Origin of the sequence: Streptomyces roseochromogenus subsp. oscitans DS 12.976 (assembly GCF_000497445.1) — a bacterium.
Taxonomy (GTDB): domain Bacteria; phylum Actinomycetota; class Actinomycetes; order Streptomycetales; family Streptomycetaceae; genus Streptomyces; species Streptomyces oscitans.
The window spans coordinates 7,648,593-7,662,606 of sequence record NZ_CM002285.1 but is presented as its reverse complement, the minus strand read 5'-3'; the positions used below and the strand labels follow the sequence as shown (position 1 = coordinate 7,662,606).

15 protein-coding genes are annotated in these 14,014 nt (G+C 70.8%); 7 read left to right on the top strand and 8 right to left on the bottom strand.

Features of this window, described 5'->3' with window-relative positions; translation table 11 throughout:
• The first annotated feature begins 70 nt into the window (after positions 1 to 70).
• On the top strand, positions 71 to 1,180 hold the full coding sequence (locus M878_RS82770) for a DUF5925 domain-containing protein (protein WP_023551832.1): 1,110 nt from the start codon (positions 71 to 73) through the stop codon (positions 1,178 to 1,180).
• A gap of 15 nt (positions 1,181 to 1,195) precedes the next feature.
• Positions 1,196 to 1,966 carry a DUF72 domain-containing protein gene (locus M878_RS82765; protein WP_023551831.1) on the top strand — a complete coding sequence of 257 codons (771 nt, stop codon included), beginning with the start codon at positions 1,196 to 1,198 and terminating at the stop codon, positions 1,964 to 1,966.
• Between the two features lie 131 nt (positions 1,967 to 2,097).
• Here the strand turns inward: M878_RS82765 and M878_RS82760 are convergent, their stop codons facing one another.
• The gene (locus M878_RS82760) at positions 2,098 to 2,490 is read right to left on the bottom strand and encodes a GntR family transcriptional regulator (RefSeq protein ID WP_023551830.1); all 393 of its coding nucleotides are present in this window, start codon (positions 2,488 to 2,490) and stop codon (positions 2,098 to 2,100) included.
• 70 nt (positions 2,491 to 2,560) lie between these two features.
• Here M878_RS82760 and M878_RS82755 point away from each other — a divergent pair, with 70 nt between their 5' ends.
• Both M878_RS82755 and M878_RS82750 read left to right on the top strand, forming a co-directional pair.
• Entirely contained in the window at positions 2,561 to 3,490 is a 930-nt protein-coding gene (locus M878_RS82755) for a GNAT family N-acetyltransferase (RefSeq protein WP_031226568.1), read from the top strand.
• Positions 3,471 to 3,971, top strand: coding sequence for a ribonuclease FAU-1 family protein (locus M878_RS82750; RefSeq protein WP_023551828.1), 501 nt, complete (start codon positions 3,471 to 3,473; stop codon positions 3,969 to 3,971). Before M878_RS82755 ends, M878_RS82750 begins: the two co-directional genes overlap by 20 nt.
• Here the strand turns inward: M878_RS82750 and M878_RS82745 are convergent.
• Positions 3,960 to 4,610 (bottom strand): class I SAM-dependent methyltransferase, encoded by a 651-nt coding sequence (locus M878_RS82745; protein WP_023551827.1) that lies wholly within the window; start codon positions 4,608 to 4,610, stop codon positions 3,960 to 3,962. The two genes, M878_RS82750 and M878_RS82745, sit on opposite strands and share 12 nt — an antisense overlap.
• A gap of 111 nt (positions 4,611 to 4,721) precedes the next feature.
• On the opposite strand from M878_RS82745, the gene M878_RS000000101150 reads away from it, so the two are divergent.
• Positions 4,722 to 4,856 (top strand): hypothetical protein, encoded by a 135-nt coding sequence (locus M878_RS000000101150; RefSeq protein ID WP_023551826.1) that lies wholly within the window; start codon positions 4,722 to 4,724, stop codon positions 4,854 to 4,856.
• A gap of 14 nt (positions 4,857 to 4,870) precedes the next feature.
• Here the strand turns inward: M878_RS000000101150 and M878_RS82740 are convergent, their stop codons facing one another.
• Complete coding sequence (locus M878_RS82740; protein ID WP_023551825.1) at positions 4,871 to 5,329, bottom strand: GNAT family N-acetyltransferase; 459 nt, start codon at positions 5,327 to 5,329, stop codon at positions 4,871 to 4,873.
• 165 nt (positions 5,330 to 5,494) lie between these two features.
• Here M878_RS82740 and M878_RS82735 point away from each other — a divergent pair, with 165 nt between their 5' ends.
• Complete coding sequence (locus tag M878_RS82735; protein WP_023551824.1) at positions 5,495 to 6,469, top strand: lytic polysaccharide monooxygenase auxiliary activity family 9 protein; 975 nt, start codon at positions 5,495 to 5,497, stop codon at positions 6,467 to 6,469.
• Between the two features lie 51 nt (positions 6,470 to 6,520).
• On the opposite strand, the gene M878_RS82730 is transcribed toward M878_RS82735, so the two are convergent.
• Complete coding sequence (locus M878_RS82730) at positions 6,521 to 7,384, bottom strand: esterase/lipase family protein (protein ID WP_023551823.1); 864 nt, start codon at positions 7,382 to 7,384, stop codon at positions 6,521 to 6,523.
• Positions 7,385 to 7,551: 167 nt separating this feature from the next.
• Entirely contained in the window at positions 7,552 to 7,980 is a 429-nt protein-coding gene (locus tag M878_RS82725; RefSeq protein ID WP_023551822.1) for a MarR family winged helix-turn-helix transcriptional regulator, read from the bottom strand.
• On the opposite strand from M878_RS82725, the gene M878_RS000000100430 reads away from it, so the two are divergent.
• Positions 7,924 to 8,310, top strand: a complete 387-nt coding sequence (locus M878_RS000000100430) for a cupin domain-containing protein (protein WP_031226565.1) — start codon at positions 7,924 to 7,926, stop codon at positions 8,308 to 8,310. The two genes, M878_RS82725 and M878_RS000000100430, sit on opposite strands and share 57 nt — an antisense overlap.
• Here the strand turns inward: M878_RS000000100430 and M878_RS82715 are convergent.
• The 3 genes from M878_RS82715 to M878_RS82705 all read right to left on the bottom strand — a co-directional run bounded on the left by M878_RS82715 (position 8,288) and on the right by M878_RS82705 (position 14,004).
• A complete protein-coding gene (locus M878_RS82715) occupies positions 8,288 to 9,301 on the bottom strand; it encodes a DNA polymerase Y family protein (protein WP_023551820.1) in 1,014 nt (337 codons plus the stop codon). The genes M878_RS000000100430 and M878_RS82715 overlap by 23 nt on opposite strands.
• Entirely contained in the window at positions 9,298 to 12,741 is a 3,444-nt protein-coding gene (locus tag M878_RS82710; RefSeq protein ID WP_031226561.1) for a DNA polymerase III subunit alpha, read from the bottom strand. The genes M878_RS82715 and M878_RS82710 overlap by 4 nt, the downstream gene beginning before the upstream one ends.
• A gap of 180 nt (positions 12,742 to 12,921) precedes the next feature.
• A complete protein-coding gene (locus M878_RS82705; RefSeq protein ID WP_023551818.1) occupies positions 12,922 to 14,004 on the bottom strand; it encodes a S1 family peptidase in 1,083 nt (360 codons plus the stop codon).
• Positions 14,005 to 14,014: the final 10 nt, after the last annotated feature.

Sequence of the window (14,014 nt, the reverse complement as noted above, 5' to 3'; positions counted from 1 at the left end):
GCTTTGGGGAGACCCGGAACAAACGGGGAATTGCCGTGCGCGGAGCCGGTCCGTGCCCGATCATGGCGACATGTCTGCCAACCCACACGACGCTCTGCCGATCCGGCTCCACGTCGACGACTCCGACTCGCCGTCCGACGTCGTCGACGCGCTGTTCCTCGGCCGCTTCGCGACGGGCGAGCAGCCGTACTCGCACGCGGCCAACATCGACCGCGTCCGCTCCGGCGCCACCTTGCTGCCCGACGGCGCCCGTGTGCTGCGGGCCGCCCGCGACGACGACCGCAGCGCCACCCTTGCCGAGGGCGACGGCTGGACCCTGCTGGTCTCGCGCTGGAACCGCGGCGCGGACGTCACGGTGACCGCGACCAGCGCCGAACTGGCCAAGCGGGTCCTCGACCTGGCCACGGACGGCGCGGCGGACGAACCCGAGCCCCAGCCCGAGAACGTGACGATGGGCTTCTGGTACGTCTCCCCCCGGCGCGGCCCGCACCGCACCACCCGGCAGATCTCCGCCGGCACCTGGGACGAGGTCCGGCCCAACTACACGGCACCGGTGGCGGACGCCATGGACCGCCTGATGAAGACGACCCCGGAGGACATCGCCGGCCGGCTGCTCCTCCTGCACGGCCCGCCCGGCACCGGCAAGACCTCGGCCCTGCGCACGCTGGCCCGTTCCTGGCGCGACTGGTGCCAGGTGGACTGCGTCCTGGACCCCGAACGCCTCTTCTCCGACGTCGGCTATCTCATGGACATCGCGATCGGCGAGGAGGACAGCGCCGGAAAGGGCCGCTGGCGGCTGCTGCTCCTGGAGGACTGCGACGAGCTGATCCGCGGCGAGGCCAAGCACACGGCGGGCCAGGCCCTGTCCCGGCTGCTCAATCTGACCGACGGCCTGCTCGGCCAGGGCCGCAACGTGCTGGTCGGCGTCACCACCAACGAGGACCTGGAGCGTCTGCACCCGGCCGTGGTCCGCCCCGGGCGCTGCCTGGCCCGTATCGAGGTGGGTCCGCTGACCCGCCGCGAGGCGGTGAACTGGCTCGGCATCGAGGCCCACGGCCGGGAGGATGCCATCGGCCGCGAGGGCGCGACGCTGGCCGAGCTGTACGCGCTGCGCCGTGGCACGGCGCCGACCTCGGTGCCGGGGGCGCGGGACGGCACGGACGCGGGCCTGTATCTGTAGTGCTTTGATGGTGCTGTGACCTTGTTCGTCGGCACCTCGGGGTGGCAGTACAAGGACTGGCGGGACCTCGTCTATCCGGCCGGGGTCCCGACGCGGCTGTGGCTGGAGGAGTACACCCGGCTCTTCGCAACGGTGGAGATCAACAACGCGTTCTACCGTCTCCCGTCCCGCGAGAACTTCGAGACCTGGCGGGACCGGGTCCCGGCGGACTTCGTCGTCGCGGTCAAGGCCAGCCGCTATCTGACCCACATCAAGCGCCTGAAGGACCCCGCCGAACCGGTCGGCCGCCTGATGACCCACGCGGCGGGCCTCGGCGACCGCCTGGGCCCGGTCCTCCTCCAGCTTCCCCCGACCCTGCGCGCCGACCCCGCCCTCCTGGACACCTGCCTGGCCTGCTTCCCGCCCGGTACGAGGGTCGCCGTGGAACCCCGCCACGACTCCTGGTGGACACCGCAGGTGCGGGGCGTATTGGAATCCCGGGGCGCGGCCGTGTGCTGGGCGGACGTCCAGGCCCACCCGACGACCCCCCTGTGGCGCACCACCGACTGGGGCTACGTCCGCTTCCACGAGGGCCGCGCCACCCCCTGGCCCCGCTATGGCCGCCGCTCACTGGAGACGTGGGTGGACCGCATCGCGACGACGTGGTCCGACCAGGAAGACGTGTACGCGTACTTCAACAACGATCCGGGCGGGGCGGCGGTGAAGGATGCGGTGGTGTTCGGGAGGGCGGCGGGACGAGCGGGTCTGTCGGTGACACGATTCCCGGAGCTGTCGAAACGTTCCTGACCTTGATTCCGCGTTTCCGTGTTTCCGCGTTTTCGCGTTTCCGCCGCTCCTTTTCCCCCGCCACAACGGTGCTCAGCCACGACGGCGGGATCCGGCGGTGCCGAGCCGTCCTCAGCCAAGCCCCGAAACCCCTACCCCCCGTAAGACCCCCCGTAAGACCCCCCGTAAGCCGCCCGCAGGGCATCCCGCACGGCAGCCAACGCGTCGTCCTCGGTAAGCCCGAGCCGCCGGACCCGCTCGGCGTACGCCTGTGCGGCCAAGGACGCCTCACGCTCCGCGGCCGAGCCGGCGGCAGCCACAAACGTTCCGTTGCGCCCCCGCGTCTCGATCACCCCGTCGGTCTCCAGCGCCCGGTACGCCTTGGCCACGGTGTTCACGGCGAGGCCCAGGGACTCGGCCAGCCCCCGCACGGTCGGCAACCGGTATCCCACCGGCAGCGTCCCTGACCGTGCCTGCGCGGAGATCTGCGCCCGCACCTGCTCGTACGGGGGCGCGCTGTCATCGATGCGGATCTTCAGGCTCACGGGCCGATTGTCCCTCACGGGCGGAAAATCAGAGGCATCACCGGCATGTATCCCCGTACGGTGCATCACCATGACTGTGATCGTGCGCGACCTCCGCCCCGGCGTCCCCGCGGACACCGAGGGCTTCGCCAGGGTCCGCCATCTCGCCCTTCCGTACATCCTGTTCACCTCGGAATCGATCCGCCACAACGCCCTCCACATGCCTCCCGAGGCGCGCTATCGCCCGTTGATCGCGGAGGAGGACGGCGAGGTGATCGGCACGGCCCAGGTCCATCTGGCCCACGACAGCACCGAGCCGGGCCAGGGTCTGCTGAACGTCTACGTCCGGCCGGACCGGACCGGTCGCGGTGCCGGCGGGCTCCTGCTGCGGGCGGCCGAGGAGCACCTCGCCGCCCAGGGAGCGACCAGGGTGTTCAGCTGGGTCCTCGACGAACCGGCCAACCGCGCCTTCGCGGAACGCCACGGTTATCGGGGCAGCCGTTCCGCCCACTTCCTGCGTCGCGACCTGGTGGGCTCCGCTCTCCCGCCCGAACCGGAGATCCCGCCGGGCGTCGAGCTGCGTACGGCCGCGGACTTCGCGGACGACCCGCGCCCGCTGTTCGAGCTGGACGCGGAGACGATGCTGGATGAACCGGGCGATGTCGACTACGAGTTGACCGACTACGAGGCCTGGATCGAGCAGCACTGGAAGCATCCGCTGCTGGACCGCGACCTGACGGTGGCCGCGTGTGTCGAGGGCCGTCCGGTCGCCTTCAGCGTGGCCTACACCGACGGCGGCACCAGGTACGCCACCGCGATGACCGGCACCGCCCAGTCCCATCGCGGGCGCGGCCTGGCCAAGCTCGCCAAGATCCACTCCCTGTACCGGGCCCGGGCCGCCGGTATCACCGAGGCCTTCACCGGCAACGACACCGGGAACGACCCGATGATCGCGATCAACAAGTGGCTCGGGTACGAGATCTGCGCGACGGAGGTACGCCATGTCCGTGAACTCGACTGACGAACAGGAGCAGTTGGAGGTCCTCCTGGTCAAGGCCGGCCGAACGAAGATCCGTTACCCGGCCGAGCTGCTCGGCGACGACGGCACCCGCATCGCCGTACGCGCGCCCTGGGCGGGCGCCGGCGCCCGGGACTTCGGCTTCGTCCGCTTCGAGCCGGGTGACGTCTTCACCGAGTACTACTGGCGGGACCGCTGGTACGCGGTGAAGGAGGTCCGCGCCGCGGACGGCACGGTGAAGGGCTGGTACTGCGACATCACCCGCCCGGCGGTGCGCACCGGCGCCGAGCTGATCGTGGAAGACCTGGACCTGGACCTGTGGCGCTCCGCCGACGGCACGGACGTACGGCGGCTGGACGAGGACGAGTTCGCCGGGAGCGGGCTGGCGGAGACGGACCCCGAGGCCGCCTCCGCCGCAGTGGCCGCCCTGGACGAACTGGAGAGGCTGGCCCGCGAGGGCGGCTTCGAGGAGCTACTGACCTGACCGGTGCCCCATGCCGGCCACCACGGCGTACCGCTCGTCCGTCACCGCCTTCCCCCACAGCAGCGGGTCGCCGGACAGTCGCTCCACGCGTATCTCCGGGCTCAGCGGCGCGAGCAGGGCGGTGAGGCGCTCGGCGGGTATGCCGACGGGGTTCAGGGTCCCCCAGACCCCCTCGACCAGCACGAGCCGCCCTCCGGGCCGCAGCAGGTCCCGCCAGTGCCGCAGCACCCTGTCCGGTCCCGGCAGGGTCCAGAGCACATGCCGTACCAGGACGACGTCGAAGCGCCGCTCCCCCACCGGCGGGGCGGCGGCATCCCCGCACAGGACCACCGCGTCGTACCCGGCGAGCTTGGCGCGGGCCCGCTCGGCCATCACCGGGGAGGAGTCGACGCCGGTCACCCGGTGTCCCTGTTCGGCCGCGAGGAGCGACAGGCTGCCGGTGCCGCACCCGAGGTCGAGGACATCGGCGGGGCGCTCGGGCAGCCAGGAGCGGAGTCTGGCCGCCCAGGCGGCGCGGATCTGGGGGTCGCGCAGGCCATGGTCCGGCTCGTCGTCGAAGGCGCCGGCCGCCGCGTCCCAGTCGACATCAGGGGCATCCCAGGCGACCGGCGCAACCGTCCGGCCCTTCACATTCGTCATGCCCACAGAGTGACACCCGCCACTGACAATCCGGCTCCGATGAGGAACTCTCGCCGAAAGGGTCTACCTCCGTGACAACGCGGACCACGGTAGGCACCGAAGGAGGCAGCCATGCGCCGCGTCACCGTGCAGAAGCCCCTGAAGAAGACGGACAGCCGCCGGGTCCGCGAAGAGGCGGAGGAGCGCCCCACGGTCCGTCCCGAGGTGCGCAAGGACATCGCACGCACCTGGTGGCCCGACGGCTGACCTCGCCGGGGCCGTCAGTCCAGCCGCTTCCGGTAGTGAATGCGGTCGTAGGGCCCGTCGACGCGGCGTTCCACGACCTCGTATCCGTACTTCGGATAGATCTCCTGGTTCTCCCACATCAGCGCGTTCGTGTAGAGCCTGATCTCACCGAGGCCCAGCGCACGCGCGCGTGCCTCGACGAAGCGCAGCAGGCGCCGTCCGACGCCCGTGCCGTGGGCGTCGGGGTGGACGGCGATGCTGTCCAGGAAGAGGTGGTCGGCGAACGCCTCGATCACGACCAGCCCTTCGACCGGTTCCCCGGTGACGAACACCAGGCCGGCGGCCACGTCCGCGGCGTGGTCGGCCACCATGGGCTGCGGCACCACGCCGATGCGCGCGATGTAGTGCTGATAGGCCGCGTCCGTCACCGCCTTGACGGTCGGCACATCGCCGGCGACGGCCACGCGGACCCGCTCCGGATTCCTGTCGGTCATGGCCGCACGCTATCTACCTGAGCACAGTCTGAGCACCCCCTTAAGCGCACCATAAGGATCTCCTCCTCCCGCCTCCAGCAGGCGATTTCACGGTTTCTTGGGTCTAGCTTCGGAGCACCCCACGGGATCCAGCCGCACCGAGGACCGTCTTTCGAGGAGTTCCGCATGCCCGCTCGCGCCCGCCGCACGGCCGCTGTCGTCGCCGTACTCGGTCTGCCGCCGCTCGCCCTGACCGTGCTCGCCGCCGCGCCCGCGTCCGCGCACGGTTCGATGGGCGATCCGGTCAGCCGTGTCTCGCAGTGCTACGCGGAGGGGCCGGAGAGCCCGAAGTCGGCCGCGTGCAAGGCGGCCGTGGCGGCCGGCGGCGCACAGGCGCTGTACGACTGGAACGGCATCCGGATCGGCGATGCCGCCGGACAGCACCAGAAGCTGATCCCGGACGGCAAGCTGTGCAGCGCGAACAACGAGGAGTTCAAGGGCCTGGACCTGGCCCGCGCCGACTGGCCGGTGACGAGCGTGCACAGCGGGTCGTACACCTTCAAGTACCGGGTGACCGCCCAGCACAAGGGGACCTTCAAGGTCTATCTCACCAAGCCCGGTTACGACCCCGCCAGGCCGCTGGCCTGGTCCGAGCTGGATCTGGAGCACCCGGTGGCGACGTCCACCGACCCGGTCGCCTCGGGTGGCCTCTACACGTTCTCCGGCACGCTCCCCGAGCGGTCCGGCAAGCAGCTGCTGTATGCAATCTGGCAGCGCTCGGACAGCCCGGAGGCGTTCTACTCCTGCTCGGACGTCGACTTCGGCGGCGCCGGCGCGGCGAACCCCGGCAACAGCCCCGCTCCGACGGCCTCCACGCCCTCCGACCGGCAGATCGCGGCCGGTGCCGACAAGTCGACGATGACGATGCCGCATCACCGTCAGGGCGGCGACGCCACGAGCACGCCGGCACAGCAGCCCGGCACCGCCGCCGCGCCCAACGCGCCGAAGGCGGCCGGTGCCGCGAGGAACCTCGCGGAGACCGGCACCTCCACCGGCACCTCGTACGTCGCGATCGGCGGCGCGGCGGCGCTTGCGCTCGGTTCGGCGGCGCTGTTCCTGTCGGTACGGCGGCGCTCGGCGGGCGGCGCCCACCGCCGGTGAGGGTTCCGGGGCCTGTCCGGCGGCTCAGGTCGGACAGGCCCCGGTGACACCTCAGCTGAAGGCCGACGCGCAGGTGGTGGCGGTGGCGTCGGCCGGGTCGAGCGCATTGGCCACCTCGTGGAAGGCGATACGGTCGAACAGGCCGATCGCAACGTGCTCGGTGAGGTCGAGCGGGCACAGGTCCTGCAGCAGGACGTTGTGGACGTCGGAGCCGCTCAGGTACTGGCTCTGCCAGGGCGTGGCCACCTCGTCGTACTTGGTGGCGATGACCGTGTAGTGCACTCCGGGGACGGTGTCACCGCCCGCGTTGAGCTGGGTGAGGAAGTCGGAGCCGGGGATCTGGTCGGCGAGGCCGGGGGTGGTGGCCTTGATCAGGTCCGTGGCGCCGGGGAAGTACGGCAGCAGGTTGGTGAGGCCGCTCAGGGTGGCGCCGTGGTTGTCGGGTGCGAGGCCGACGAGGGCGTTCACCTTGGCGGCTCCGCCGAGGAACTTCAGGTAGTAACGGGGCATCATGCCGCCCTGGGAGTGCCCGACCAGATCGGCCTTGGCGGCGCCGGTCGCGGCGAGCACCTTGTCCACGAAGGCCGACAGCTGCTCTGCCGACTTGTCGATGGGACCGAGGCCGTAGAAGAGGGGGACGCCGGTCAGTTGGCCGTAGTCGAGGGAGTAGACGCAGTATCCGCGGTCCTTCAGATAGGGGGCGAGGGACAGCCAGTTGTCGACCGAGTTGCCCAGGGTGCCGTGCACCAGGACGACCGGGCGGGGATGGTCGGCGGAGGGCTTGCAGGAGAAGTCGTTCCAGCCACTGCTGGGCCCGGTGTCCGCGGCAGCGGCCGTTGCGGCGGGAACGGTGGCGACGGCGGCGGTGAGGAGCAGCGCGGCGAGGGGTCTGAGCACTCGCTTCCAGGGCAGCATCGGGTGATCTCCTTGCGGCTCAAGGGGGGTGGGGGCCTTACCCTGTGATCCGGATCACGAGGATGCTGTTCACTCGTCAAGTTACGGGCGAGTAGCGCACATGTGAAGTTACGCGCCAGTAAAAACTTCCAGTGATAACCAACGCTCCACCAGGACTTGACAGCCCCTCACCAAGCGGGCCTGATCGGACCATGGGGCGCAATCCGCGCCAACCGCTCCCCCAGCACCCGCACTTCACCCTCACCCAACAGCCCGGCCCACGCCCCCACCACCTCGGCCGCCGCCTCCTCCGCCGCCCGGGTGCAGGCCCAGCCGCGCTCGGTCAACACGACCAGCCGGGCCCGCACGTCCTGGGGGTGCGGCCGCCGCTCGGCGTATCCCTTCCGCACGATCTCGTCCACCAGCTGGCTCGCGGCCTGCTTGGTCACCCCGAGGTGCACCGCGAGGTCGGTGACGGTGGCCCCGCCCGGGGCGAGCCGCGCGAAGGTGAAGCCGTGTGCCGGCCGCAGATCGGTGAACCCGCGCGCCACCACCCCGTCATGGATGCGTTGCGTAAGGTCACCGGCGACGGCGAGCAGGGCGGCGGACAGGGCCACGGCGCCCGCTTCGTCTCGTACGCCACCCCGCTCACCGGTAGCAAGGAACTCTGCGCCTGGCGCGGCGAGATCCCGGCCGGCATCAAGGCCCCCGCCCACACCGTCAGCCGCGAGGAGATCTTTCATCTGCTCGTGGGCGAACTGCTGATCACACTCGACGGCCGCACCGACCGCATCGGTGCGGGCGACACGGTGATCGTCAACCCGGGTACGACCCTCGCCGTGGAGAACCCGACCGATCACACCGCGCTCTCCTGGGTCACCACCTCCATAGGTCTGGAGGCGGAGCTGACCGACGGCAGCCGGATCACGCCGCCCTGGGCCAGCTGACAGCCGTGGAGCCGCAGTCACGCCCCAGCGCCCCCGGCATCACCGCCCGGGGCCCGAACTTCGCTCGCGCGCGGTCCGCGACCTCCTCGATCCGGCGGACCTTCTCGTCCACGGGGTCGAAGGTGAGCTGGTGGGAGGCCTGGTCGGCGGGGGCCAGGCCTTCGGCGCGCAGGGTGAGCGCGCGGACCCGGGCGCGCTGCAGGCCGAGCGCCTCGTACATGCCGTAGGCCACCTTCGTCAGGGCCGCCGAGTGCGCGGTCGGCTCCTTCAAGGTGCGGCTTCGGGTGGTCGAGGAGCGGTCGGCGTAGCGCACGGTGAGGGTCAGGGTGCGGCAGATCTTCTCCACCGCGCGCAGCCGTGCGCCGATCTCCTCGGCAGCCGACAGCAGTGCCCTGCGATGCCGTCCAGGGTCCAACTCATCGATGCCGAAGGCCCGTTCCGTCGCCAGTGACCGCGAGACGGCGTTCGGCACGACCCGGTCCCGGTCGACGCCGCTCGCCTTCTCGCGCAGCTCGCGGCCGGCTTTCGCACCGATCAGCCGCTGGAGCGTGGACAGCGGCGCGGCGGCGACCAGACCCAGGGTGTCCAGGCCGTACTCGCCCAGGGTGCGGGCGGTCGCCGCGCCGACGCCGGGCAGCGCGGACACGGGCCGTTCGGCGAGGAACTCCGCGATGCCGTCCGGGTCCTCGGGCACGACACAGGTCACCCCGGGCCGGGCGTCGCGCAGCGCCACGCGGGCCAGCGTCGGCCCCGGACCGGCGCCGATCACGCAGTCGACGCCGTGTCGCGCGAGCGCCCGCACCCGGATCACCGAGGCCAGCTCCACGGCGCTGCGCCCGAAGTACCGCTCGGCGCCGCGCAGATCGGCCAGCGCCCCGTCCGGGGACAGCGCCTCGACGACCGGGGTGAAGTCCTCCAGCAACCCGAGCAGTCCCGGCAGGGCCGCCTCGTACATCGGCGGCAGCTGGAAACGTACGCAGAGAATGGTCATCCCGCACTCCCCGGACTCTGGTGCCACAACTTCTTCATCGCCGAAGGCCCTTGCGCGGTCTCCTGGCCCGCGGGCCGCAGATCGGCCCACGGATGCATCTCGTACCCGGTCGGCAGCTGGATCCGCCGTCCACCGGTCGGATCACCGTCCGCACCCTGGGCCACCGGCTCCGCGAGCCGCGCCGCCACTTCGTCCAGCCCGCCCGTGGCCCGCAGTTCGACGAGCTCGGCGAGGTTCCAGGCGGCGGAACCCACCACGCTCAGACTGCGCGGCCCGCGCCGCTGCACCACTCCCCGCACCAGCAGCAGCCACGAGTGGAAGACGGTGTGGGCGCAGGCATCGTGCGAGTCGTCGAAGAACGCCAGATCGACCAGCCCTGTGCCGTCGTCCAGCGTGGAGAAGATGACCCGCTTGCCGGAGCGGATCGGTGGGGTCTGGGTGGCCGCCTTGGCGCCCGCGACCAGCACGGTCTCGCCGTGCCGCGCCTCGCGCAGCCGGCGCGCGGAGACCACGCCCAGCTCCTTGAGGAACTCCCGGTGGTCGTCCATCAGATTGCGCGAGGCGTCCATGGACAGCACACCCAGCTCGGCGCTGAGCCGTTCCGCCGAGGTGAGGTCGGGCAGCCCGGCCGGAGCCGTCTTCCGCCCGCCCGCCAGAGGGAGCTGCCCGCCGCCACCGCCCCGGGCGCCCCGGTGCAGCTCGGTCAGGTGCAGCTGCAGATCACGCCGGTTGGCACCGAAGGCGTCCAACGCCCCCACCTGGGCGAGCCTTTGGGCCAGCGGACGACTGGGGCGGCCCCGCTCCCAGAAGTCCACCAGCGAGGAGTACGGCTGCCCGCCCGCGATCCGCCGTGCCTCGGCCTCGCTGATGCCGTGCACATCGGAGAGAGCGAGCCGCAGTCCCCACACTCCAGATTCAGACACCAGTTCGATCCGATGGGCGACCCCGGACACATTCACGTCCAACGGCAGGATCGGCACCCCACGCCGCCGCGCGTCGGCCAGCAGCAGCCGCTTCGGGTACATCCCCGGATCGTGCGTGAGCAGCCCGGCGTAGAAAGCGGCCGGGTGATGGGCCTTCAGCCAGGCCGACTGGTACGTCGGCACGGCGAACGCGACGGCATGCGCCTTGCAGAACCCGTACGACCCGAAGGCCTCGACGATCTCCCAGGTCCGCTGAATCGTTTCCGCGTCATATCCGTTCATCGCGGCGCGCTGAGCGAACCAGACCCGGATCCGCCCCTGCGACTCGGGATCGGACAGCCCGCGCCGTACCGCGTCCCCCTCGGCCCGCCCGCAGCCGGTCATGATGTCCACGATGTGAATGATCTGCTCATGAAAGACGACGACGCCGTACGTCTCCTTCAGCGGACGCTCCAGATCCGGATGCGGATAACGCACCGGCGCCCGCCCGTGCCGAGCCTCGACGAACGGCCGCACCATGTCGGCGGCGACGGGCCCGGGCCGGAACAGCGAGATATCAACAACCAGATCATGAAACGTACTCGGCTGCAGCCGCCCCACCAGATCCCGCTGTCCGGGCGACTCGATCTGGAAGCACCCCAGCGTCTCGGCGGACCGGATCAACTCATAGGTCTCCGCGTCCCCCGGCGGCACCGCGTCCAGATCGACCCGCTCCCCCGTCGCCCGCTCCACCTCGGCGACCGCATGGGCCATCGCCGACTGCATCCGCACGCCCAGCACATCGAGCTTGAGCAGCCCGAGGTCCTCCACGTCCTCCTTGTCGAACTGCGACATGGGAAAGCCCTCACCGCTGGTCGGCATCACCGGCGTACGTTCGAGCAGCGAGGCATCGGACAACAGCACCCCGCACGGATGCATGGCGACCCCGCGCGGCAGCGCGTCCAGCGCCTCGACCAGCTCCCACAACCGCCCGAACTTCTCCTTCTCGCCCGCCAGTTTCCGCAGCTCGGGCAGCTCCTCCAGCGCGGCCCGCGCATCCCGGGCGCGGATGTGCGGAAAGGACTTGGCGACCCGGTCGATCTCGGCCGGATCCATGGACAGAGCGGCGCCCACGTCCCGGATGGCATGCCGCACCCGATAGGTCTCCGGCATCGCGACCGTCGCGACCCGCTCGGTCCCGAACCGGTCGACGATCGCGCGGTAGACCTCCAGCCGGCGCGCGGACTCCACATCGATGTCGATATCAGGCAGGGCGATACGGCGCTTGGAAAGGAAGCGCTCCATCAGCAGCCCGTGCTCGACCGGATCGGCATGCGCGATCCCCAGAAGATGATTGACCAGCGACCCGGCCCCGGACCCCCGGGCGGCCACCCGGATCCCCATCTTCCGTACGTCATCGACCACTTGAGCCACCGTCAGGAAGTAGGAGGCATAGCCGTAGTAGGCGATGACGTCCAGTTCTTCATGTATCCGCGCCCAGTAGTCCCGGCGGTCGTCGTAGCCGCGCAGCACCATGCCCGCCGCCACCCGCGAGGCGAGCACGCGCTGGGCGGTACGCCGCCCGGCACCGACGAGATACGCCTCGGGAAAATGAACCGTGCCGATGCCGAGATCGTCCTCGGGGTCGACCAGGCACTCGGCGGCGGTCGCCCGGGTCTGCTCCAGCAGCCGGTACGCGACGTCCCGCCGATAACCGGCAGCCTCCACGACCCGCTCGGCTACCCGCAGCATGTCACCCGCGTCCTTGAGCCAGGCCTCGCCCGAGTCCAGCTCCTTGGCGGGGTCGATGGGCACCAGCCGCCGGGCGGCATCCAGCACATCGGCGACAGGCCCCGCCCCGGGGTCGGCATACCGGACGGCATTGCTGAGCACAGGCCGCACCCCCTGCTCGGCAGCGAAGCCGACGGTACGGGCGGCCAGGCGCAGGGAGCCGGGGCCGGTGCCTTCGCGCTGATGCCAGACGGCCTCCAGCCTCAGCGCATCGCCGTAGACCTCGCGCCAGGGGGCGAGGAGCTTCGCAGCCCGGTCGGGACGGCCCGCGGCGAGGGCGCGGCCGACGTCGGAGTCGGGACCGAGCAGCACGGTCAGGCCGTCGGCGTGGTTGTCGGGCCAGGTCAGCCGGGGGGCGTCCGTGGCCGTATGGGCGGCGGTGACCAGGCGGCACAGGTCGGCCCAGCCCCGGGCGCCGTCCCGGGCGAGAAAGGTCACGCGGGGCGTCGACTCATCGACGAAAGCACCACCGCGCACCGGGGTGCCACGCCGTTCCCGGCGTACCGGATCATCCGCACGCACCCGCGCGGGCCCCTCCACCGCCAGATCGGCACCGAGCAGCGGGCGGACGCCGGCCTTCGCACAGGCCTTGGCGAAGCGCACCACCCCCGCGACGGTGTCACGATCGGTGAGGGCGAGAGCATCCATCCCTCGCTCCGAGGCACGCTCGGCCAGCCGCTCCGGATGGGATGCCCCATACCTCAGGGAGAACCCGGAGACGGTGTGCAGATGCACGAAGCCCGGCACGCCCACCTCCCGCACTCGAACATCAGTTCCCTACTTCCACCCCCACCATACCCTCATTCCCGAACATGTGTACGACATCCATTCAGCCGCCTCTCACCTGCGCAAACACCGTGGAGTCCCGCCCCCGCACACCCGCGGGGACGGGACTCCACGACAGAACGAATCAGCCGGAAGAACGAATCAGCCGATCTGCGCCCCGGTAGCGGACAGCGCGGCGGTGACCGGCTGGATGAACGTCTCCCCGCCGGAGGTGCAGTCGCCACTGCCGCCCGAGGTCAGCCCGATCGCGTTGCTCCCCGAGAACAGCGAGCCACCGCTGTCACCGGGCTCGGCGCACACATCGGTCTGGATGAGACCGCTGACGGAGCCCTCCTGGTAGTTCACCGTGGCGTTCAGCCCGGTGACCGTACCGTCGTGCACATGGGTCGTCGACCCACTGCGCGTCACCTTCATCCCGACCGTCGCCTCGGCGGCCCCGGTGATCTTCTGGGTGGACCCGTTGTACAGGTCGACCTCGCTCGGATGGTCCACGTCCGCCGTGTACTTCACAAGCCCGAAGTCGGTCCCCGGGAAGTGCGACTCCGCGTTCTGCCCGATCTCCTTGCCACTGGAGTCCGACCAGGTGGAGATGTCCGCGGTGCAGTGCCCGGCGGTCAGGAAGTACGGCTGCCCGTCCTTGACCACGTTGAAGCCGAGCGAGCAACGCCCACCGGAACCGCTGATCGCGTCACCACCGGCGATGAAGGGCTTGAACTCCCCCTTCGACCGCTGCAGTTCGGCCTTGCCACCGAGCCCGTCGACCACCTTGCTCAGCTTGGTCCACTCCGCGCCCGACACCGTCTTGTCGGCGGTGACGACGACCTTGTTGCTGACCGGGTCCGTCGCCCACGACGTCCCCGGAATGGTCGCGTCCTTCTTCAGCGTCGTCCGCGCACCGTCGAGCGCGGCGAGCGAGTTGGTGACAAGTCTCGCCTTGGCCCCGGCCGCCTCGACGGTTTTCACGGCACCCTGGTCGAGCACGTTGACGACAAGACTCTTGGCCTGGGCGTCGTAGTAGCTGCCGGCGGCCCCGGAGCCGAGGTTCTTCAGCAGCGTAGAGGCGAGGTTTCCAGCCGCCGGGGCGGACAGAACCTTCGCCTCCGGAGCGGACTTCGCCGGCTCACTGGCGTTCGCATTCTGCAAGGTGACACCCGCTGCGACCAGTGCGGCGATTCCCGCACCGGCCAGGGCGGCCCGCCGCCTGGGTATGCGTCGGTGCTTCAACTCACGTCCT

Bases quoted from the DNA above. Each gene is read 5' to 3' on its own strand.
- M878_RS82770 (WP_023551832.1), top strand. From the start codon at position 71: ATGTCTGCCAACCCACACGACGCTCTGCCGATCCGGCTCCACGTCGAC.
- M878_RS82755 (WP_031226568.1), top strand. From the start codon at position 2,561: ATGACTGTGATCGTGCGCGACCTCCGCCCCGGCGTCCCCGCGGACACC.
- M878_RS82750 (WP_023551828.1), top strand. From the start codon at position 3,471: ATGTCCGTGAACTCGACTGACGAACAGGAGCAGTTGGAGGTCCTCCTG.
- M878_RS82745 (WP_023551827.1), bottom strand. From the start codon at position 4,610: ATGACGAATGTGAAGGGCCGGACGGTTGCGCCGGTCGCCTGGGATGCC.
- M878_RS000000101150 (WP_023551826.1), top strand. From the start codon at position 4,722: ATGCGCCGCGTCACCGTGCAGAAGCCCCTGAAGAAGACGGACAGCCGC.
- M878_RS82740 (WP_023551825.1), bottom strand. From the start codon at position 5,329: ATGACCGACAGGAATCCGGAGCGGGTCCGCGTGGCCGTCGCCGGCGAT.
- M878_RS82735 (WP_023551824.1), top strand. From the start codon at position 5,495: ATGCCCGCTCGCGCCCGCCGCACGGCCGCTGTCGTCGCCGTACTCGGT.
- M878_RS82730 (WP_023551823.1), bottom strand. From the start codon at position 7,384: ATGCTGCCCTGGAAGCGAGTGCTCAGACCCCTCGCCGCGCTGCTCCTC.
- M878_RS000000100430 (WP_031226565.1), top strand. From the start codon at position 7,924: ATGGATGCGTTGCGTAAGGTCACCGGCGACGGCGAGCAGGGCGGCGGA.
- M878_RS82715 (WP_023551820.1), bottom strand. From the start codon at position 9,301: ATGACCATTCTCTGCGTACGTTTCCAGCTGCCGCCGATGTACGAGGCG.